The 19,913-nt window shown below is 63.1% G+C and carries 17 protein-coding genes and 1 pseudogene; 8 read left to right on the top strand and 10 right to left on the bottom strand.

All coding sequences use genetic code 11. The features are described from left to right. Nucleotides 1–68: 68 nt before the first annotated feature. Nucleotides 69–1,280 (bottom strand): enoyl-ACP reductase FabV, encoded by a 1,212-nt coding sequence (gene fabV, locus ABE456_RS21150; RefSeq protein WP_346645661.1) that lies wholly within the window; start codon nt 1,278–1,280, stop codon nt 69–71. A gap of 250 nt (nt 1,281–1,530) precedes the next feature. Then, complete coding sequence (locus ABE456_RS21145; RefSeq protein ID WP_346645660.1) at nt 1,531–2,391, bottom strand: LysR substrate-binding domain-containing protein; 861 nt, start codon at nt 2,389–2,391, stop codon at nt 1,531–1,533. Between the two features lie 135 nt (nt 2,392–2,526). Between ABE456_RS21145 and ABE456_RS21140 the strand changes: the two genes are divergently transcribed. The 4 genes from ABE456_RS21140 to ABE456_RS21125 are packed head-to-tail and all read left to right on the top strand — an operon-like array spanning nt 2,527 to nt 6,664. Continuing rightward, nucleotides 2,527–3,567, top strand: coding sequence for an agmatine deiminase family protein (locus tag ABE456_RS21140; RefSeq protein ID WP_346645659.1), 1,041 nt, complete (start codon nt 2,527–2,529; stop codon nt 3,565–3,567). Then, the gene (aguB, locus tag ABE456_RS21135; RefSeq protein WP_346645658.1) at nt 3,564–4,463 is read left to right on the top strand and encodes an N-carbamoylputrescine amidase; all 900 of its coding nucleotides are present in this window, start codon (nt 3,564–3,566) and stop codon (nt 4,461–4,463) included. Before ABE456_RS21140 ends, aguB begins: the two co-directional genes overlap by 4 nt. A gap of 2 nt (nt 4,464–4,465) precedes the next feature. Beyond that, the gene (locus tag ABE456_RS21130; RefSeq protein WP_346645657.1) at nt 4,466–5,551 is read left to right on the top strand and encodes an extracellular solute-binding protein; all 1,086 of its coding nucleotides are present in this window, start codon (nt 4,466–4,468) and stop codon (nt 5,549–5,551) included. A 3-nt stretch (nt 5,552–5,554) separates the two neighbouring features. After that, entirely contained in the window at nt 5,555–6,664 is a 1,110-nt protein-coding gene (locus tag ABE456_RS21125; RefSeq protein WP_346645656.1) for an agmatine deiminase family protein, read from the top strand. A 139-nt stretch (nt 6,665–6,803) separates the two neighbouring features. Here ABE456_RS21125 and ABE456_RS21120 read toward each other — a convergent pair whose 3' ends face one another. After that, nucleotides 6,804–7,337 carry a cytochrome b/b6 domain-containing protein gene (locus ABE456_RS21120; RefSeq protein WP_346645655.1) on the bottom strand — a complete coding sequence of 178 codons (534 nt, stop codon included), beginning with the start codon at nt 7,335–7,337 and terminating at the stop codon, nt 6,804–6,806. Continuing rightward, on the bottom strand, nt 7,334–7,600 hold the full coding sequence (locus tag ABE456_RS21115) for a PepSY domain-containing protein (RefSeq protein ID WP_346645654.1): 267 nt from the start codon (nt 7,598–7,600) through the stop codon (nt 7,334–7,336). Before ABE456_RS21115 ends, ABE456_RS21120 begins: the two co-directional genes overlap by 4 nt. 175 nt (nt 7,601–7,775) lie before the next feature. Here ABE456_RS21115 and ABE456_RS21110 point away from each other — a divergent pair, with 175 nt between their 5' ends. Beyond that, nucleotides 7,776–8,954, top strand: a complete 1,179-nt coding sequence (locus ABE456_RS21110; RefSeq protein ID WP_346645653.1) for an acetyl-CoA C-acetyltransferase — start codon at nt 7,776–7,778, stop codon at nt 8,952–8,954. Nucleotides 8,955–9,017: 63 nt separating this feature from the next. Here the strand turns inward: ABE456_RS21110 and ABE456_RS21105 are convergent, their stop codons facing one another. Both ABE456_RS21105 and ABE456_RS21100 read right to left on the bottom strand, forming a co-directional pair. Next, nucleotides 9,018–9,737, bottom strand: a complete 720-nt coding sequence (locus tag ABE456_RS21105) for an SDR family NAD(P)-dependent oxidoreductase (RefSeq protein ID WP_346645652.1) — start codon at nt 9,735–9,737, stop codon at nt 9,018–9,020. A 190-nt stretch (nt 9,738–9,927) separates the two neighbouring features. Beyond that, nucleotides 9,928–10,728: pseudogene (locus tag ABE456_RS21100) on the bottom strand (5-methyltetrahydropteroyltriglutamate--homocysteine methyltransferase); the annotation flags it as partial. Nucleotides 10,729–11,043: 315 nt separating this feature from the next. Between ABE456_RS21100 and ABE456_RS21095 the strand changes: the two are divergent. Further along, a complete protein-coding gene (locus ABE456_RS21095) occupies nt 11,044–12,531 on the top strand; it encodes a methylenetetrahydrofolate reductase C-terminal domain-containing protein (protein ID WP_346645651.1) in 1,488 nt (495 codons plus the stop codon). Here ABE456_RS21095 and yjiA read toward each other — a convergent pair. The 3 genes from yjiA to ABE456_RS21080 form a co-directional block, all read right to left on the bottom strand. Then, nucleotides 12,491–13,468, bottom strand: a complete 978-nt coding sequence (yjiA, locus tag ABE456_RS21090) for a GTPase (protein ID WP_346645650.1) — start codon at nt 13,466–13,468, stop codon at nt 12,491–12,493. The genes ABE456_RS21095 and yjiA overlap by 41 nt on opposite strands. Nucleotides 13,469–13,686: 218 nt before the next feature. Then, nucleotides 13,687–13,884, bottom strand: coding sequence for a YbdD/YjiX family protein (locus ABE456_RS21085; protein WP_016713459.1), 198 nt, complete (start codon nt 13,882–13,884; stop codon nt 13,687–13,689). A gap of 13 nt (nt 13,885–13,897) precedes the next feature. Next, entirely contained in the window at nt 13,898–15,964 is a 2,067-nt protein-coding gene (locus ABE456_RS21080) for a carbon starvation CstA family protein (RefSeq protein ID WP_346645649.1), read from the bottom strand. Between the two features lie 177 nt (nt 15,965–16,141). Here ABE456_RS21080 and ABE456_RS21075 point away from each other — a divergent pair, with 177 nt between their 5' ends. Together ABE456_RS21075 and ABE456_RS21070 are read left to right on the top strand one after the other, a co-directional pair. Next, nucleotides 16,142–16,507, top strand: a complete 366-nt coding sequence (locus tag ABE456_RS21075) for a PilZ domain-containing protein (protein WP_346645648.1) — start codon at nt 16,142–16,144, stop codon at nt 16,505–16,507. Between the two features lie 263 nt (nt 16,508–16,770). Then, nucleotides 16,771–18,288 (top strand): nucleobase:cation symporter-2 family protein, encoded by a 1,518-nt coding sequence (locus ABE456_RS21070; RefSeq protein WP_346645647.1) that lies wholly within the window; start codon nt 16,771–16,773, stop codon nt 18,286–18,288. A gap of 101 nt (nt 18,289–18,389) precedes the next feature. On the opposite strand, the gene radA is transcribed toward ABE456_RS21070, so the two are convergent. After that, on the bottom strand, nt 18,390–19,760 hold the full coding sequence (gene radA / locus ABE456_RS21065; protein ID WP_003251626.1) for a DNA repair protein RadA: 1,371 nt from the start codon (nt 19,758–19,760) through the stop codon (nt 18,390–18,392). Between the last annotated feature and the right edge of the window lie 153 nt (nt 19,761–19,913).

Below are 19,913 nucleotides of genomic sequence, written 5' to 3'. Positions count from 1 at the left end.
GCCACAGGCAATGAAATACCTGTGGCAGCGGGTTCAGCCGCGAAGAGGCCGGTACAGGCTAATGCCGATTACAGCTCGACGCAGTCGAACTTCACATCGGTAGCCACGTCTTCGTCGTAGTTGACGTCAGCGCGCTCGAAGCCGAACAGGTTGAGGAACTGCTTCTTGTAGCCGGCGTAGTCGGTCAGCTCGAACAGGTTCTCGGTGGTCACCTGTGGCCACATGGCCTTGCAGGCATCCTGCACGTCGTCGCGCAGTTCCCAGTCGTCCAGGCGCAGGCGGGCTTTCTCGTCCACTTGCGCCGGGGCGCCGTCGGCACGGTACATGCGGTCGCGGAACATGCGGTCCAGCTGGTCCTGGGTGCCTTCGTGCACACCCTTCTCCTGCATGATCTTGAACACCATCGACAGGTACAGCGGCATGACCGGGATGGCCGAGCTGGCCTGGGTAACCACCGACTTCAGCACCGCCACATTGGCGCCGCCTTTGATTTCGCCGGCCAGTTTCTTGTCCAGGCGCAGGGCGGTTTCGTCCAGGTCCTGCTTGGCCTGGCCCAGGGCGCCGTGCCAGTAGATCGGCCAGGTGATTTCGGTACCGATGTAGCTGAAGGCCACGGTACGGGCGCCTTCGGCCAGTACGTTGGCGCCAGCCAGGGCGTCGATCCACAGCTGCCAGTCCTGGCCACCCATGACGGTGACGGTGTCGGCGATTTCCTGCTCGGTAGCCGGCTCGATGCTGGCCTCGATGATGGTGTCCTTGTTGGTGTCGATGGCGGTCGACTTGTACGGCTGGCCAATCGGCTTCAGCGCGGAACGAACCAGTTCACCGGTCTGCGGCAGCTTGCGCACCGGCGAGGCCAGCGAGTAGATGACCAGATCGACCTTGCCGCCCATTTCGTTCTTGATCAGCTCGATGACCTTGGCGCGGGCTTCGTCGGAGAAGGCGTCACCGTTGATCGACTTGCTGTACAGGCCCTCGGCCTTGGCGAACTTGTCGAAGGCTGCAGCGTTGTACCAGCCAGCGGTACCGGCCTTGGTCTCGGTGCCTGGCTTTTCGAAGAACACGCCCAGGGTGTCGGCCTTGAAGCCGAATGCCGCGGTAATGCGGGCTGCCAGGCCGTAGCCGCTGGAAGCACCGATGACCAGGACCTTCTTCGGGCCATCCTCGCGCACGCCCAACTTGCGGGTGGCTTCGATCTGGTCACGGACGTTGAGCTCGCAGCCCTTCGGGTGAGTCGTGGTGCAGATGAAACCGCGAACCTTAGGATGAATGATGGCCAATGTCTGTACCTCGTCAGGTTTATGCCGGGGAAGCGCCGCGTGGGGCGATTCCGATTGATCAGAGGGTGAGACTACCCCCGCAGGTTATCCGACACATATTACGGGGTGATCATGGCGTTGCAAAACCGGGGTTAGCCTGTGCCGGCCTCTTCGCGGGTGAACCCGCTCCCACAGGGACCTTACAAATCCTGAATCCAGTGCATTACCTGTGGGAGCGGGTTCACCCGCGAAAGGGCCGGCCCAGACAACTTCAATCTGACAAGAGAGCTTCTTTCAACCACCCCAGAAACTGCCGCGCCAGCGGGTCATCCAGGCTATCCCGATGCACCAGGCAAGCCCACGCCGGCCCCCGCACGCGCTGCACCGACAACGCCTGCAAACGCCCCTCCTCCACCGCCCGCCGCGCCAGCAACTGGCTGACCAGCGCCACCCCCAGCCCTTCGCTTGCCGCATCCAGCAGCAACCCGGGGTCGGAAAAATTCAGCCCCTTGCCCTGCTGCCCCACGTCCTCGCCGCCCTCCAGCTGCCAGTGGCTCCAGTCCATCTCGCGCTCGCCATGCAAGGTGGTGCGCCGCTGCACCGGCGTTTGCAACAAAGCCGGATGGCAAGCAGGGTAAAGCTGGTCCTGGTGCAACACGCTGAAGCTGCATTCGGCCTGGGCACTGAGGTCATCACGGATGGCCAGGTCGATGGTTTCGGTGGCCATGTCCGGCACCTCGAAACTGGTGAACAACCACAGGTCGACATCCGGGCAGCGCTGGTGAAAGTCAGCCAGCCGAGGCAGCAGCCAGTGCCTGGCGAACGCCGGGCTGGTGTTGACCACCAACTGGTTGGGCTTGCGGTACTGGTCGAGTCGACGAATACCCACGGCCAGGTGCTGCAACAGCGATTGCGTGGTGCTGAGCAGGTCGTGCCCAGCGTCGGTCAGGCTCACGCTACGGCCACTGCGATAGAACAGCGGCTGCTCCAGGTAGGTTTCCAGGCTGCGGATCTGCTGGCTGATGGCCGACTGGGTCAGGTTCAGCGCCTCGGCGGCCTTGTGGAAGCTGCCCAGCCGTGCAGCGGCCTCGAAGCCGCGCAGGGCATTCAGGGGTGGCCAGTGTTTAAGCATGATTGATAAGCCCTGCTGATCAGATGTGCGCTAAATCTATCGTTTGTCGCCGGCCAGGCCTAGCCATAGCATGGGCACCAACACCCGCGACGGCGGGCTTCGTTGATAAAAATCCTTAATAGATCGGAGTTCACTATGCACCTGTCCCTCGACAGCGGCTGGCGTATGCCTGCCGAATGGGCCCGCCACGCGGCAACCTGGATGGTCTGGCCGCACAACCAGGCGCTGTGGGAAAGCGGCTGGAACGTGCGCCTGGCCGACGTCCAGCAGGACTACGCCCGTGTCGCGGCGGCCATTGCCCGCTTCGAGCCGGTGAAAATGGTGGTCGACCCATCCGCTGTCGCCAGCGCCCGCGCCCTGTGCGGCGCCAATATCGAGCTGATCGAACTGGCCGTGGATGACAGCTGGTGCCGGGACAGCGGCCCGAGCTTCATCTGCCACCCGCAGCATGGCCTGGCCGGCCTGAGCTGGCGCTTCAATGCCTGGGGCGGCAAGTCGCAACACAGCCTGGACCGCAGCCTGGGCCGGCGCATCCTCGACCAGCTCGGCCTGGACGGCTTCAGCACCTCGCTGTGCAACGAAGGCGGTGCGATTCATGTGGACGGCGAAGGTACGCTGATCACCACCGAATCGGTGCTGCTCAACCCCAACCGCAACCCTGGCGTGAGCAAGGCCGAGTTCGAGGCCTGCTTTGCCCGCCACCTAGGCATCCGCAAGACCATCTGGCTTCCGGGCGACCCGCAATACGTGACCGGCGACATGACCGACGGCCACGTCGATGGCGTATGCGCCTTCGCCCGCCCAGGCGTGCTGCTGGTCGATGCCACCCATGACCAGCACTCGGTATACGCCGAAGTGGTGCGGGAAAACCGCAGTGCGCTGGAACTGGCCACCGACGCCCAAGGCCGCCACTTCGAACTGCTCGACCTGTACGAAGCCAGCGCCGCCGTCGACCAGGACGCCGAAGTGTTCTGTGCCTCCTACACCAACTTCTACATCGCCAATGGCGCGATCATCATGCCAGCCTACGGCATCGCTGCCGATCAGGAGGCTGCGGCACAACTGGCACACGCCTTCCCCGGCCGGGAGATCGTGCCGGTGCGCATCGACCACATTGCCTACGGCGGTGGCGGCATTCATTGCATCACCCAGCAGCAGCCCGAGGTGCAGCCATGAGCCGGCTGCGTATCGCCACCACGCAGATGCCGTGCAGCTGGAACCTGCCAGGCAACCTCGACCGCGCCGAACAGCTGGTGCGCCAGGCCGCCGCCAAAGGCGCCCAGGTAATCCTGCTGCAGGAGCTGTTCGCCACCCCGTACTTTTGCATCGAGCAGGACCACCAGCACCAGGCCCTCGCCCAGCCCTACCCCGACAGCCCGATCCTGCAGCGTTTCGCGGCACTGGCCGGCGAACTGGGCGTGGTGCTGCCGCTGAGCTGGTACGAGCGCGCCGGCAATGCCTTCTTCAACTCGCTGACCGTGGCCGACGCCGACGGCCGCCTGCTTGGCGTGTACCGCAAGACCCACATCCCCAATGCCATCGGCTACCAGGAGAAGGAATACTTCAGCCCCGGCGATACCGGTTTCAAGGTCTGGGACACCGCCTTCGGCCGCCTGGGCATCGGCATCTGCTGGGACCAGTGGTTCCCCGAAACGGCCCGCTGCCTGGCACTGATGGGTGCCGAAGTATTGCTGTTCCCCACCGCCATCGGCTCCGAGCCCGGCTGCGCCGAGCTGGACTCGCGCGACCATTGGCAGGTGGCCATGCGCGGCCACGCTGCCGCCAACCTGCTGCCGGTGGTGGCGGCCAACCGCGTTGGCGAGGAAGTCGCCGCCAGCGACGTAGCGTTGGCCATGCGCTTCTACGGCTCGTCGTTCATCTGCGACCACAAGGGCGCCATGCTCGCCGAAGCCGACCGCGACAGCAGCGGTATCTGGCTGCACGACCTGGACCTGGCCGGCATGCGCGAAGACCGCCTGAGCTGGGGTATCTACCGTGATCGCCGCCCGGAAATGTACGCGCCGCTGCTGACCCTGGACGGCTCCCACCCACACCCCTTGATGAGGGCCTGAGCATGAAACGCCACGTTCTAGCCGCATTGGCGCTGGCCGTCTGCGCCAGCCAGGCCCATGCCGAGCAGCCGGTGCTGCGCCTGTACAACTGGGCAGACTATTTTGCCGAGGACACCCTCAAGCAGTTCACCGCCGAAACCGGTATCCAGGTGATCTACGACGTGATGGACGGCAGCGAAGTGCTGGAAGCCAAGCTGATGTCCGGGCGCAGTGGCTACGACCTGGTGTTCCCCGGCGACACCGTTGCCGAGCGGCTGATGCGCGCCGGCAGCTTGCAGCCACTGGACCACAGCCGCCTGGAAGCACTCGACGATATCGAACCGGGCCTGCGCAAGCTGCATGCCCAGTACCCCAAGGCCAGCCAAGCCACCGTGCCCTATACCTGGGGCACCATCGGCCTGACAGTGAATGCCGACAAAGTCCGCCAGCGCATGCCCGATGCGCCGCTGGACAACCTCGACCTGCTGTTCAAGCCGGAGCTGGCCGCCAAGTTCGCCGACTGCGGCATCTCGGTGATCGACTCACCCGACGAAGTGCTGGCCGTGGTCCTCAATTACCTGGGCCGCGAGCCACGCAGTGCCAAGCGTGAAGATCTGGCTGCCGCCAGCGAGTTGCTCAAGGCCATTCGCCCGTATGTGCGCAAGTTCCAGTCGCAACCTGTGACCGAACTGGTCAACGAGAACCTGTGCCTGTCACTGGGCTACAGCGGCGATGTGGTCCAGGCGCAGCGCACTGCCGAGGCCGCAGGCAAGCAGCTGGACTTCCAGTACCGCGTGCCGCGCCAGGGCACCACGGTGTGGATGGATACCATGGCCATTCCGGCCGATGCCAAGCACCCGGAATACGCCTATCGTTTCATCAACTTCGTCATGCGCCCGGCGAACATGGCTGCGATCAGCAACTTCACCGGCTACCCCACGGCCAGCGCCAAGGCGCGCCAGGCGGTGGACCCGCGTATGCGCGACAACCCCGATATCTACCTCGACCAAGCCACCTATGCCCGGCTGATCCCGGGCCGCGATATTCCACAGGCCGACATGCGTGCACGCATGCGCGTGTGGACACGTTTCAAGACTGCACAGGACTGAGCCATGCCAAGCCGTAGAACCTTCCTGCAACTGTCGCTGGCCGCCAGCCTTGGCGCCGGCCTTGGCCTGCCGCTGGGGCTGGCCCGCGCCGAAGAACCGGGGCGCTGGTTCATGCCCGACGAGGGCGAGCCACAGCAACGTGCGTTCATCGCCTTTGGCGCCCAGGATGCGATCTGGGAGGACTTCACTGCCGATGTGCAGGCCGCCCTAGGCCGCATCGCCCAGGCGATCGCGCGTTATCAGCCGCTGACGGTGTTTTGCCGGGCCAGCGAACGCGCGCTGGCCGAGCAGCATTGCGGCAAGCACAACACCCATTTTGTCGAGTGCCAACTGGATGACATCTGGATGCGCGACATCGGCGCCAACTTTGTCGTCGACGATGACGGTGCCCTGGCGGCGGTGGACTTCAACTTCAATGGCTGGGGCAACAAACAGCGCCACCGCAACGATGCCCAGCTGGCCAAGCGTGCCGCCACGCTGGCCGGCGCTCGCTACCAGCGCAGCGAGCTGGTGGGTGAAGGTGGCGCCATCGAGGTGGATGGGCATGGCACCGGCATCATGACCGAAAGCAGCTGGATCAATGCCAACCGCAACCCGGACTGGAGCAAGGCCGAAGTCGAGGCCGAGCTCAAGGCGCGCCTGGGTTTGAGCAAGATCATCTGGTTGCCGGGCATCGCTGGTGAAGACATCACCGATGGGCATGTGGACTTCTATGCGCGCTTCGTACGGCCAGGGGTAGTGGTTGCCAACCTGGACAACGACCCGGACTCGTATGACCACGCGGTGACGCGCAAGCACCTGGAGATTCTCAAGCGCGCCACCGATGCCGAGGGGCGCAAGTTGCAGATACACGTGGTGTCGCCGCCGATGCACGGCCGGCGCAACAGGTTCAGCAAGGGCAACAGCGACTTTGCGGCGGGGTACATCAATTACTTCGTGATCAATGGAGCGATCATTGCGCCACAGTTTGGTGATGGGCCGGCAGACGAGAAAGCCCGGGCGCTGCTGGCGGGGCTGTATCCGGGGCGGGAAATCGTGCAGCTGGATATCGATGCGATCGCGGCCGGGGGTGGGGGGATTCACTGTGTGACCCATCAGTGCCCAGCAGTTTGAATGATGTTGCCTGACCAGGCCTCTTCACGGGCTTGCCCGCGCCCACAGGGACCGCACACATCTTGAGGGCTGTGATGTACCTGTGGGAGCGGGTTCATCGAGGCGTCGAACCGCCGCGAAGAGGCCGGTGCAGGCTCCCTCAATCACGGTGCCGCCGGCGCCCGGTGATCATCGACAATGGCAGGTTTTCGCGCAGGCGCACACTCTCTACGATGGCGCCCAGCACATGCACGCAAACCAGCACCAGCACCGCATTGGCCAGCCAGCTGTGCACGTCCATCGGCCAGTCGACGCCCCACAACGCGTCCACCTCCTGTGAGGCCCAGCCGGTCAAGCCAAGGCCAGTGATGCCGATCAACATCAGCACCATCACCAGGGCGCCAATCGGCGAATGCCCCATGCCATGGACATGCTCCCCACGCAGCAGATCCCGGGCATGCCCGGCCACGCTCGACGGCGTTGGCCAGAAATCAGCCCAGCGCGCGCTGCGTGGCCCGACAAACCCCCAGACCACACGGACCACCACGCAGGCCAGTGCGTAGTAGCCCAGCCACTGGTGCCAATCATCGCCCTCTTCGTTGAAAAAGTAGTTGGCGAAAAACACTATCGCGATCGACAGGTGGATCAGCCGCAGGAGCGGGTCCCACAGTTGCACCGTGCCGTCGCTGTTCACTCGTGATACTCGGTCTTGATTGCCTTGCCAGTCACGGGGTCATGGTAGATCTCGACCTTCTTGCCATCCTTGTCGAAGCCATAGATCTCATAGCAGTTGCCCTTGGTGACCTTGAACTTGTTGATCTTGTAGCCCTGTTCCTTTAGCTGGGCCTGGAATTTTTCCTGGTCTTGCCAGGTGCTTTTATCTGCGGTGGTGCATTCGGTAGCGGCAAATGCGGTGCTGCTGCCAATCAGCAGGGTTAGGGCCATCAATCTGCGCATGGGCATGAGCTCCATTCAGGTGAGTGATACAGCACGCTCCTTAGCTTAGATGTGGGGGCCGCTTTACGCCCATTCATTTGCTTTCCGGATCAATCACAAAGAAAAACAAACTTAACAAATGAGCCAAAGCCACCGATGCTTGAGGCATTACGCCCATCGCACGGAGAACAACAACATGAATGACGTGGTCATCGTCGCCGCAACCCGTACCGCCATTGGCAGCTTCCAGGGTGCCCTGGCCAGTGTGCCAGCGGTCGACCTGGGTGCCGCTGTGATCAAGCGCCTGCTGGAGCAGACCGGGCTAGACCCGGCGCAGGTTGACGAAGTGATTCTCGGCCAGGTGCTCACCGCCGGCGCCGGGCAGAACCCGGCACGCCAGGCCGCGATCAAGGCCGGCCTGCCCTTCAGCGTACCGGCACTGACCCTGAACAAGGTTTGCGGCTCGGGCCTCAAGGCCCTGCACCTGGCAGCTCAGGCGATCCGCTGCGGTGACGCCGAAGTGGTGATCGCCGGAGGCCAGGAGAACATGAGCCTGGCCCCTTACGTGATGCCCTCGGCCCGTACCGGCCAGCGCATGGGCCATGGCCAGCTGATCGACAGCATGATCACCGATGGCCTGTGGGATGCCTTCAACGACTACCACATGGGCATCACCGCCGAAAACCTGGTGGACAAGTACGGCCTCAGCCGCGAACAGCAGGACGCCTTCGCCGCCGAATCGCAGCGCAAAGCGGTGGCGGCAATCGAGGCCGGCCGCTTCAATGATGAAATCACCCCGATCGTGCTGCCGCAGAAAAAGGGCGAGCCCAAGGTGTTCGCACGTGACGAGCAGCCACGCGCAGACACCTCCGCCGAATCCCTGGGCAAACTGCGCCCGGCGTTCAAGAAGGACGGCAGCGTCACCGCTGGCAATGCCTCCAGCCTGAATGATGGCGCTGCCGCCGTGCTGCTGATGAGTGCTACCAAGGCCAAGGCCCTGGGCCTGCCGGTGCTGGCGAAGATCACGGCCTATGCCAGTGCTGGTGTAGACCCGGCAATCATGGGCATTGGCCCGGTTTCGGCAACCCAGCGCTGCCTGGACAAGGCCGGCTGGCAGTTGGCCGAACTGGACCTGATTGAAGCCAACGAAGCCTTTGCCGCGCAAGCGCTGGCCGTGGGCAAGGCGCTGGAGTGGGATGCTGCGCGGGTCAACGTGAATGGTGGGGCGATTGCCCTGGGCCACCCGATTGGTGCTTCCGGGTGCCGGGTGCTGGTGACACTGCTGCACGAGATGATCAAGCGCGATGCCAAGAAAGGTTTGGCAACCTTGTGCATTGGCGGTGGGCAAGGGGTGGCCTTGGCCATCGAGCGTTGATCACCGCTTGACTTGAACAGGCCCGCGAAGGGGCCGGGCCTGTTTACCGAGCACCCTTAGGCTTCAGAACCGCTCATCGGCAATAGCCGGCAAGGTCAGCTCGCGCACATAGCTCGCCGCCGACAGCTCCAGCAGCGTGCGCACCATCAGCACCACATCATGCAGCGGTATCAGCCCCCCTTCCCCACGCGCCGCTGCCTCGGCCAACGGCACTTCCAGGCTGTCTTCGGTGTTCAGGTACCCCAGGTTCAAGCACGTCACTCCAAGGCCCTGCCCCCGATAACCTTCGCGCAAGGCCTCGGCAATGCCGCGCAGGGCGAACTTGGAGGCAGCGAAGGTCACTTCCGGCCGGCCACTCTGGGGCAGGCCCGAAGTGGAACCGGTGAGAATGATCCGTGGTTTTTCGCTTTTGAGCAGCTGCGGCAGCAAGCGCTTGATCAGCAGGATGGTCGCGGTGATATTGCAATCGACCATGCGCTGCAATTCCACATCTTGGTCGGCAAGGAAGCTGTAGTGCGCTTCGAAGGCCTCGGTTTCCCACAGGCCGAGGTTGTAGATCAGCGTATCCACACCGCCATCGGCCAGTGCTCGGGCAATCGCCTCGACAGCAGTGGCCGGCTGGCCGAGATCGGCTTCGATCCACTGGGCCTCGATATCCTTGCCGATGTTTACTGCCGCTGGTTTGCTGCGAGACACGCCGATCAATGTATCGCCCGGTTTGCCCAGCCCCTCCATCAAGGCCTTGCCCAGGCCCTTGCTTGCACCAACTACCAGAACTCGCATCGCATCACTCCCTGTGGATTTGGTCGGAGTCGGCATTCTAGGGAGTTTTGCAGCGCCTGTAGCGGCCTCTTCGCGGGTAAACCCGCTCCTACAGCGACCGCACATGTTTCAAGGTTTGTGTAGGAGCGGGCCTGCCGGCGAAGAGGCCGGCACCGTCAGCAAATGATCAAGCCGCGACTCGGTACTGCTCCAGCGAAGCAGCCAGCAACGCAACTTCCTGGCACTTCTGCACGGCCAGGTCCACCGGGCTGTGCAGCAACGAGCATGATGGCGCCAGCCACAGCCGATCACCCAGGCGTTCGTGGGCATCGCGCAGCAGATCCGGGGTGTACCCCACATCACAAGGCGCGGCGTTGCGGCCATCGACCAGGCCCAACGACAACACCTTGTAAGCGGGCAAGCGGTCGAGCATGGCCTGGTACTGCTCGGGAGCCTGTACCAGGTCGATGTGCAGGCCATCGACCGGCAGGTTGGCAGCCAGGCCGAGGTTGCCATCGAGGCCACCGGAGTAGGTGGCGATCAGCTTTTTCAACGGTGCGCGCTGAAGGATGTTGTAGACGCGCTCGTAGGCGTTTTTCCAATCCTGCGGCAGCTCCTGGGCGAGGATCGGCTCATCGATCTGCACCCATTCGACGCCCTGGGCAGCCAGGCAGTTGAGGGCATGGTCATACAGGGGCAGCAGGCGGTCGAGCAGCTCCAGCTTGTCGAAGTCACTGCCCTGGGCTTGACCCTGCCACAGGTAGGTCAATGGGCCGATCACCACCGGCTTGACCGCATGGCCCAGGGCTTTGGCTTGTTCCACTTCCTCGAAAAGCTGCTCCCAGTTCAGGGCGAACTGTTGGTCATCGGCGGTCAGCGCATGGTCATACTGGGCGGCGTTGCCGACTGGCAACAGTTCAATACCGGCGTCTTTCTGCACTTGCCAGTGGCGGGCCCGCAGCTCTCGGTCGCGGCCGGTGGTTGGAAAGCCCAGGTTGTGTGCCAGTGCCATGTCTTGTCCCTTCAGCATGCTCAAATTAATGAAGGGATTTTCCGGGTGATGGGGTATTGAGACAAACTCATTAAATTTGAGATGAACTCAAGAAATTCTCATGATCATGGTTTTGCATGGGCAGTGCCGGCCCTTTCGCGGGTAAACCCGCTCCTACAGGAATTTCATGATCTTCGGTGAATGCAGTACCCGCGAAAGGGCCAGCACAGGCAAACATCCATGTCTCATTCAGAGCACCACCCTGCGCATCCGGACATGACCTTGCCCGCCTTCTGCCGCACAATGCCACCCTGACCACACCAGGTACCCGGCCCCATGAGCCTGCTGAAAACCGCGCTGCGCGAAAACACCTTCGTCTGCGTCATGGAGTTCGTCCCCAAGCCCTCCGCAGAACGCTTCGCCGCCATGCAGGCGATCATGGCCCGTGCGCACCTGTGTGGCTGGCCGATGACCGTGGCCATCGGCGACCGCGTCGGTAGCCCGCTGGACATGTCGCCGCAGGATGCACTCGCCTCTTTCGCCAACCCGGTGCCTGCCCTGCCGCATTTCTCCGGCAAGGACCGTGAACGCCACCACCTGCTCGCCCAACTGCAACGCATGGACGCCGCCGGCCTTGACCAGCTGTTGCTGTTGACTGGCGACCGCCTGCCCGGCCATGAGCCTGGCCAGCGCCCGGTGCGCTACCTGGAGTCGGTCGCCGCCCTGCAGATCGCCCGCCAGGCCTGCCCGCACTGGCTGCTCGGCGCGGCGCTGAACCCGTTCAAGTACTGCGAGGAAGAAGGTGGCGCCCAGTACTTCAAAGCCGAGAAAAAACTGGCGGCGGGTGCTGACTTTCTCACCCTGCAACTGGGTTTCGATGCTGCCAAGCACCAGGAGGCCATGCACTGGATGAGCCGCCAGGCCACGCCCAAGCCGATGCTGGCCTGCCTCATGAGCCTCACCCACGGCCGCGCGGCGATGCTCGACCACGTGGCCGGCGTTACCGTCACGCCGTCCATGCGCGACATGCTTGAAGCGGAAGCCGCGCAGTCCAAGGCCTTTGCCCAAACGCGCAGCGTCGACCGCCTGGCCTTGCAGATCATTGGCGTGAAGCTGATGGGTTACGCCGGTGTGCACCTGTCGGGGGTCCACGAGCTCAAGCAATTGCTGGCCCTGGAAAAGCGCATCGAGCATTGGCAAGCGCAGGTCCACACACTGCAACAATGGGCACCCGCCTGGCACGCCAGCTGGCAGATGCCCGGCCTGCCGGCAGTGATCTTCCACCCGCCACAGGCGGGCTGGCGCCAAGGTGAGTCACGGGTCGATGCTTCGTTCAAGGAAAAAGCGCGCTATCACCTGATGCACGGCATGCACTCACTGCTGTTCAGCCGCAGCAATAGCCTGAGCAAGGCATTTGGCTGGGCGGTGCGCCAGCCACTTTGGGCTACCCGCGTTGGCGCGCAGGTGCTGCACCAGGTAGAGCGCGCCGTGAAGCGCCCGCTGGTGGGTTGCGATACCTGCGGCCGATGCCGCCTGGAAGACACCCTGTACATCTGCCCGGAAACCTGCCCCAAGGGCTTGGCCAACGGCCCTTGCGGCGGTACGGCGCTTAACCGCTGCGAGTTCGGCGACCGCGAGTGCATCCACAGCGTCAAGTACCGTACCGCCAAGGCCGTGCGGCAAACCGCCGTGCTGACTGAGCGGCTGATCCCGTGCATCGAGGTCGAAACCCGCCACCGCAGCTCATGGCCACAGTGGTTCGCTGCACAAACGCCGCGCCGGCTCAGCCCACAGCCAGCGCCTCGAACCCAGCCCGAATCGTAGCCTCGGGCAGTTCGTCGGCGATGAATACCATCACGCTCTCGCGGACCTCACCTTCGGCCCACTCGGCGTCCCAGTCAAAACCGTAAAGCTTGAGCACGCCCTGGAACACCAGCTTGCGCTCTTCACCGGCAATGTTCAGCACGCCCTTGTAGCGCAACAACTGCTTACCGTGGGTTTCCAGCAGCGCGTTCATGAAGTTGCTGAGGCGGTCGATATCCAGCGCGGTTTCCGTGCGCAGCACCAATGTGGAGATGCGGTCCGGGGTAGCGGGCTTGAGCAACGGGCGCAGTGCTGGCTTCAGGTTCGCACCCAGATCCGGGTTCAGGTTGAAACCACGCACATCGAGCAGTTCCGCCAAGTCGATGCGACCATGCTCGACCACGCGGATCGCAGCCCGGCCATTGATGCGTACCAGGCGCTCGCGCAGGGCTTCTACCGCAACCGGCTCGACCAAATCGGTCTTGCTCAACAGCAGGCGATCGGCGAAACCGACCTGGGCCTGGGCGATGGCCTGGGTCAGGTGCAATTCGGCATGAGCGGCATCGACCAAGGTGATGATGCCGTCGAGGATGTAGCGCTCACGCAGCTCCTCGTCGATGAAAAAGGTTTGCGCCACTGGCGCCGGGTCGGCCAGGCCTGTGCATTCGATCACCAGGCGGTCGAAGGCGATTTCACCGGCATCCAGGCGTTCGAGCAACAAGTACAGGGCGCGGGTCAGGTCGCCGTGGATGCTGCAGCACACGCAGCCGTTGGCCAGGGTCATCACCTGCACCGGCTCGTCGCCCAGCAGCTGGCTGTCGATGCCGGCCTCGCTGAATTCGTTTTCGATCACGGCGAGTTTCAGGCCGTGCTCGGCCTTGAGCATGTGCTTGAGCAAGGTGGTCTTGCCGGCACCGAGGAAGCCAGTGAGTACGGTTACGGGAATAGGCGTCTGCACGCAGAACATCTCCTGTGCAGTGGATTTCTGGAAGGTGGGCGCAACCCCTGTAGGAGCGGCCTTGTGTCGCGATAGGGCCGCAAAGCGGCCCCAGCGGTAGTTGTTCCAAAGCAGAGAATGTGGGGCCGCTGCGCGATCCTATCCGACCGGTCCGGCGCCCCGGCAAGGCCGCTCCCACAAGGCCCGCGCCAGCCGATCAGGCTAGCGCGGGCCGTTCGTTAGCAGCACTTGGGCCCGGACTTGCCACCGTATCGAGCTTCCTGCCGTTCGCGGAAGAACTCCTCGTACGTCATGACCGGCTTGTCCGGGTGCGTCTTCTGCATGTGCTCGACATAGTTGTCGTAGTCGGGCATGCCGACCATCAGGCGGGCTGCCTGCCCCAGGTATTTACCCAGTCGACCCAGGTCGTTGAACATCGCAGCAGTCCTCTCAAGCGTCAGGCAGGGCCTGGAAAGGGGTTTCCTTGTCGGTGCGCTCTTTGCGGCCGAGGGCGGCGTAGCCGACCTTGAGGGCAAAGAACAGCACGCTGAACACCACCACCAGGAACAGGATAGTCAGCCCGGCGTTGGTGTAGGCGTTGAAGATCACGTGCTGCATCTGCCCGATGTCCTTGGCCGGGGCCAGTACCTGGCCGGCGTCCAGGGCGGTGCTGTATTTCTTGGCCAGGGCCAGGAAACCAACAGCCGGGTTCGGGTCGAACAGCTTGATCAGGCCTGCCGCAGTGGTGCAGATCAGCAGCCAGGCCGCCGGCAGCAGGGTGACCCAGATGTAGCGCTCGCGCTTCATCTTGATCAGGACCACGGTGCCGAGCATCAGGGCGATACCGGCCAGCATCTGGTTGGAGATACCAAACAGCGGCCACAGGGTGTTGATGCCGCCCAGCGGGTCGATCACGCCTTGGTACAGCAGGTAACCCCACAGCGCCACGCAACCACCGGTGGCAAGCAGGTTGGCACCCCACGACTCGGTACGCTTCAGGGCTGGCACGAAGCTGCCCAGCAGGTCTTGCAGCATGAAGCGCCCGGCACGGGTACCGGCGTCTACTGCGGTAAGGATGAACAGCGCCTCGAACAGGATCGCGAAGTGGTACCAGAAGGCCATGGTGTTTTCACCCGGCAGCACCTGGTGCAGGATCTGTGCGATGCCCACTGCCAGGGTTGGCGCACCACCGGCACGGGCCAGGACGGTGTGCTCGCCGATGTCGCGGGCGACAGCTTCGAGTTGCTCGGGGGTAATCAGGAAGCCCCAGCTGCTGACCGTCTGCGCTACCGACGCAACGTCGGCGCCGACCACCGCGGCCGGGCTGTTCATGGCGAAGTACACGCCCGGCTCGATCACCGATGCGGCGACCATGGCCATGATGGCGACGAACGACTCCATCAGCATGCCGCCGTAGCCGATGTAGCGGGCGTTGGTTTCGTTGTCCAGCAACTTGGGCGTGGTCCCCGAGGAGATCAACGCGTGGAAGCCAGACACCGCACCACAGGCGATGGTGATGAACAGGAACGGGAACAGGGTGCCCTTCCACACCGGGCCAGTGCCGTCGGTGAACTGGGTGAGCGCCGGCATTTTCAGCTCGGGCGCGATGATCAGGATGCCGATGGCCAGGCCCACGATGGTGCCGATTTTCAGGAAGGTCGACAGGTAGTCACGCGGTGCCAACACCAGCCATACCGGCAGCACGGCCGCGACGAAGCCGTAGCCCACCAGCATCCAGGTGATCTGCACGCCAGTGAAGGTGAATGCCGGGCCCCAGACCGGATCAGCGGCAATCTGGCCCCCCAGCCAGATAGAGCCCAACAGCAGTACCACGCCCATGACCGAGATCTCGCCAATGCGGCCCGGGCGGATGTAGCGCATGTAGATGCCCATGAACATGGCAATCGGGATGGTCGCCATCACCGTGAACATGCCCCACGGGCTTTCAGCCAGGGCCTTGACCACGATCAGCGCCAGCACCGCAAGGATGATGATCATGATCAGGAAGCAGCCGAACAGGGCGATGGTGCCCGGTATGCGGCCCATCTCCTCGCGCACCATGTCGCCCAGCGAGCGGCCGTTGCGGCGGGTGGACAGGAACAGAACCATGAAGTCCTGCACTGCACCGGCCAGCACTACGCCGGCGATCAGCCACAGCGTGCCGGGCAGGTAGCCCATTTGCGCAGCGAGTACCGGGCCAACCAGTGGGCCGGCGCCAGCGATAGCGGCGAAGTGGTGACCGAAGAGAATGTGTTTGTTGGTCGGGACGTAGTCCAGGCCGTCATTGTTGAGCACCGCAGGGGTAGCGCGGCGCGGGTCGAGTTGCATCACCTTGGTGGCGATGAACAGGCTGTAGTAGCGATAGGCGACCAGGTAGATGGCCACTGCCGCGACCACGATCCACAAGGCGTTGATCGCCTCGCCGCGACGCAGGGCAACCACACCCAGCGCGCAGGCTCCTATGACTGCCAGCGCCAGCCACGGAATGTGGCGTAGCAGGCTATTATTGTTGTTCATGGTTAGCTTCCAGCTGGTGGATTGGAAAGACCGCCCACCGAGTCTAGGGCGAGTCATCGCGCATTGCCACACTTGCTTTGGTCTAGAGCCTCTGCGGCCAGATTGCGGTACCTGATGCACATACCACTCTAACTATAGTCAGGATGTCACCTTAGGACCTATCCGAGGATCTATCCCATGAGCGATCACGACGAACGCCGCCGCTTCCAGCGTATCCAGTTCGACGCCCCGACCAGGCTATGCCAGGGCGAGCGTTGCTGGGAGGTGAAACTGCTCGACCTGTCTCTCAAGGGCATGCTGGTCGAATGCCCGAAGCCCTGGGACGCCGACCTGACCCAGGATTTCGAGGCGTACATCCTGCTCAATGACAAAGTGACCGAAGTGCAGATGCAGGTTGAACTGCGCCACGAAGAACCCCACCGGCTGGGCTTCATTTGCCTGTACATCGACATCGATTCGATGTGCCATTTGCACCGTCTTGTGGAATTGAACGTGGCCAACAGCACCGAAATGATGCGTGAGCTGCGCGAACTGATCGAATAATGAAATCTCTTAGCTAGCTACTAGCTTTCCCGCCTGGTGTTTCCTGTCTACCCAGACAGCTTTAAGTCTGGGTAGCAACTCTTTGTACACACCCCTCTAGAACAGCTTCTGACGAGTTGGTACGCCTTCTGCATTGGGTTTTCGCACACCCTGCGGTCGCCACTGTGCGCGCTCCGATCAAAATATTGTATACAATTCTTGTGGCAATCATTTATAGGAAGTGTCTACAGTAGCAACACAAAAATAAACAGAGAGCCTGCTCCATGACTACGTCCCCTAGCACGTCTCCCGCCAAGCGCCCCGAGGATGAAAACCTCGGCCTTGGGGCCAACCTGGCCTATGGTCTGCAGCACGTACTGACCATGTACGGGGGGATTGTCGCGGTACCCCTGATCCTGGGCCAGGCCGCAGGCCTGAATGGCGCCGAAATCGGCATGCTGATCGCCGCCTCGTTGTTTGCCGGTGGCCTGGCCACCCTGCTGCAGACCCTGGGCCTGCCGTTTTTCGGCTGCCAATTGCCGCTGGTACAGGGCGTGTCGTTCGCGGGTGTAGCGACCATGGGCGCGATCCTCAGCAGCGAGGGCGGCGGTGGCCTGCCTGGCGTGCTGGGCGCGGTCATGGCGGCCTCGCTGATCGGCTTCCTGATCACCCCGGTGTTCTCGCGCATTACCAAGTTCTTCCCACCACTGGTAACCGGTATCGTAATCACCACCATCGGCCTGACCCTGATGCCGGTGGCTGCCCGCTGGGTGATGGGCGGCAACAGCGCCTCGCCGGAATTCGGCAGCGTGGCCAACATCGGCCTGGCCGGGCTGACCTTCGCCATCGTGCTGCTGCTGAGCAAGCTGGGCAGCGCGACCATTTCGCGCCTGTCGATCCTGCTGGCCATGGTGGTTGGTACCCTGATCGCCTGGGCGCTGGGCATGACCGACTTCAGCAAGGTCAGCGAAGGCCCGATGTTCGCCTTCCCCACACCGTTCCACTTCGGCATGCCGGAATTCCACATCGCCGCGATCCTGTCGATGTGCATCGTGATCATGGTGACCCTGGTGGAAACCTCGGCCGACATTCTGGCCGTGGGTGAAATCATCGAGACCAAGGTCGACTCCAAGCGCCTGGGCAACGGCCTGCGCGCCGACATGGCGTCGAGCATCCTGGCGCCGATCTTCGGCTCGTTCACCCAGAGCGCATTCGCCCAGAACGTCGGCCTGGTGGCCGTGACCGGGGTCAAGAGCCGTTACGTGGTGGCTACCGGTGGCGTGATCCTGGTGGTGCTCGGCCTGCTGCCGATCATGGGCCGGGTGATTGCCGCAGTGCCTACCCCGGTACTGGGCGGCGCCGGCATCGTGCTGTTCGGCACCGTGGCGGCCAGCGGTATCCGCACCCTGTCCAAGGTCAGCTACAAGAACAACGTCAACCTGATCATCGTCGCCGCCTCGCTGGGCTTCGGCATGATCCCGATTGCCGCACCGACCTTCTACCACCACTTCCCTAACTGGTTCGAGACCATCTTCCACTCGGGCATCAGCTCGGCAGCGATCATGGCCATCCTGCTGAACCTGATCTTCAACCACTTCACCACCGGCAACTCGGAAAACCAGTCTGTGTTCGCCGCGGCCTACGAGCGCACTATCCAGTATTCGGACATTTCCGCGCTGCGTGATGGCGATTACTTCAAGGATGGCAAGCTGTTCGATGCCGAAGGCAATGAAGTGCCGATGCTGGAGCTGGACGAGCATGGCAATGAAACGGTCAGGCGCACGCCGGTTGCCGAACATTGACCGCTGACTGAGCGGTGAGGTGGGGGCCGACGCGCATCGTCGGCCCCTTTTTCGTTTACCTGTACTGGCTTGCCGGCGATAAGGCCGGGCCTGGATACGAACTACTCGAACAATGCATCCAGTGCCTGCTCCAGTCTGGTTACGGCAATCACCTGCAACCCTGCCGGGGCCTCTTTCGGCGCATTGCCCTTGGGCACGATCGCCCGCTTGAAGCCGTGCTTGGCCGCTTCCTTCAAGCGCTCCTGGCCGCTGGGCACCGGCCGCACCTCGCCCGACAGGCCGATCTCGCCAAACACCAGCAGCCCATGAGCCAATGGCCGGTTGCGCAAGCTGGACATCACCGCCGCCAGCAGTGCCAGGTCCGAAGCCGTCTCCAGTACCTTCACCCCACCCACCACGTTGAGGAACACGTCCTGGTCATGGGTAGGGATACCCCCGTGACGGTGCAGTACCGCCAGCAGCATGGCCAGGCGGTTCTGGTCCAGGCCCAACGTGACCCGGCGCGGGTTGGCCAGGTGGCTGTCGTCGACCAGTGCCTGCACCTCCACCAGCATTGGCCGGGTACCCTCCCAGGTTGCCATCACCACACTGCCCGGTACTTCCTCCTGGGTGCGGTTGAGGAAAATCGCCGACGGGTTGGATACCTCCTTCAGGCCCCGGTCAGTCATGCCGAACACGCCCAGTTCGTTGACCGCGCCAAAGCGGTTCTTCACCGCCCGCAGCAAACGCAGGCGGCCGTCGGACTCGCCTTCGAAATACAACACGGTGTCGACCATGTGCTCCAGTACCCGCGGGCCTGCCAGCGAGCCTTCCTTGGTCACGTGGCCGACCAGGAAGATTGCCGTACCGCTCTGCTTGGCGTAGCGCACCAGCAACGCCGTGCTTTCGCGCACCTGGGCCACGCCGCCGGGCGCCGATTGCAGCTGCTCGGTGAAAATGGTCTGGATCGAGTCGATTACCATTACCCGCGGTTTCTCGACGCGTGCCGTGGCGATGATGGTCTCGATGCAGGTTTCGGTCATCACCTTGAGCTGGTCCTGGGGCAGGCCCAGGCGCCGCGAACGCATGGCCACCTGTTGCTGCGACTCTTCGCCGGTGACATACAGCGCCGGCATGCCCACGGCGATGTTGCACAGGGTTTGCAGCAGGATGGTCGACTTGCCGATGCCGGGGTCGCCGCCGATCAGCACCACCGAACCATCCACCAGGCCACCGCCCAGCACGCGGTCAAGTTCAGTACTGCTGGTGGTGAAACGCGGGATTTCTTCGACGCTGACTTCGGCCAGGGTCTTGATCTGCGCCTGCTGCCCGGTCCAGCCAGCGCGGCCGCTACTGGGCGCAGCGGCGCCGCCGCTTTCGATCATGGTTTCGACCAGGGTGTTCCAGGCCCCGCATTCGCCGCATTGCCCTGCCCATTTCGGGAAGGTCGCGCCGCACTCGGTGCAGCCATACAAGCGCTTGGCCTTGGCCATGGGTGGGGTCTCCTGGAAAAAACCGCCATGATAGCCGAGCAGGACGTGTCTCGAACGCTTCGGGATGCGACAAAACTATTCGTTCTAACCGCAGTCAGTAGCCCTGAACACAACGCATGAAGCGTTTTAGTGGCTTACACTGCGTTAACCTTA

This window comes from Pseudomonas sp. TWI929, assembly GCF_039673335.1.
Taxonomy (GTDB): domain Bacteria; phylum Pseudomonadota; class Gammaproteobacteria; order Pseudomonadales; family Pseudomonadaceae; genus Aquipseudomonas.
Note: the sequence above shows the minus strand (reverse complement) of the source record. Positions and strands in the feature narration are given on the sequence as shown.

Coding starts and splice junctions, on each gene's coding strand:
- ABE456_RS21125 (WP_346645656.1), top strand. CDS start 5,555: ATGCCAAGCCGTAGAACCTTCCTGCAACTGTCGCTGGCCGCCAGCCTT.
- ABE456_RS21075 (WP_346645648.1), top strand. CDS start 16,142: ATGAGCGATCACGACGAACGCCGCCGCTTCCAGCGTATCCAGTTCGAC.
- ABE456_RS21070 (WP_346645647.1), top strand. CDS start 16,771: ATGACTACGTCCCCTAGCACGTCTCCCGCCAAGCGCCCCGAGGATGAA.
- radA (WP_003251626.1), bottom strand. CDS start 19,760: ATGGCCAAGGCCAAGCGCTTGTATGGCTGCACCGAGTGCGGCGCGACC.
- ABE456_RS21105 (WP_346645652.1), bottom strand. CDS start 9,737: ATGCGAGTTCTGGTAGTTGGTGCAAGCAAGGGCCTGGGCAAGGCCTTG.
- ABE456_RS21080 (WP_346645649.1), bottom strand. CDS start 15,964: ATGAACAACAATAATAGCCTGCTACGCCACATTCCGTGGCTGGCGCTG.
- aguB (WP_346645658.1), top strand. CDS start 3,564: ATGAGCCGGCTGCGTATCGCCACCACGCAGATGCCGTGCAGCTGGAAC.
- ABE456_RS21145 (WP_346645660.1), bottom strand. CDS start 2,391: ATGCTTAAACACTGGCCACCCCTGAATGCCCTGCGCGGCTTCGAGGCC.
- ABE456_RS21115 (WP_346645654.1), bottom strand. CDS start 7,600: ATGCGCAGATTGATGGCCCTAACCCTGCTGATTGGCAGCAGCACCGCA.
- ABE456_RS21110 (WP_346645653.1), top strand. CDS start 7,776: ATGAATGACGTGGTCATCGTCGCCGCAACCCGTACCGCCATTGGCAGC.
- ABE456_RS21140 (WP_346645659.1), top strand. CDS start 2,527: ATGCACCTGTCCCTCGACAGCGGCTGGCGTATGCCTGCCGAATGGGCC.
- ABE456_RS21130 (WP_346645657.1), top strand. CDS start 4,466: ATGAAACGCCACGTTCTAGCCGCATTGGCGCTGGCCGTCTGCGCCAGC.
- ABE456_RS21085 (WP_016713459.1), bottom strand. CDS start 13,884: ATGTTCAACGACCTGGGTCGACTGGGTAAATACCTGGGGCAGGCAGCC.
- ABE456_RS21095 (WP_346645651.1), top strand. CDS start 11,044: ATGAGCCTGCTGAAAACCGCGCTGCGCGAAAACACCTTCGTCTGCGTC.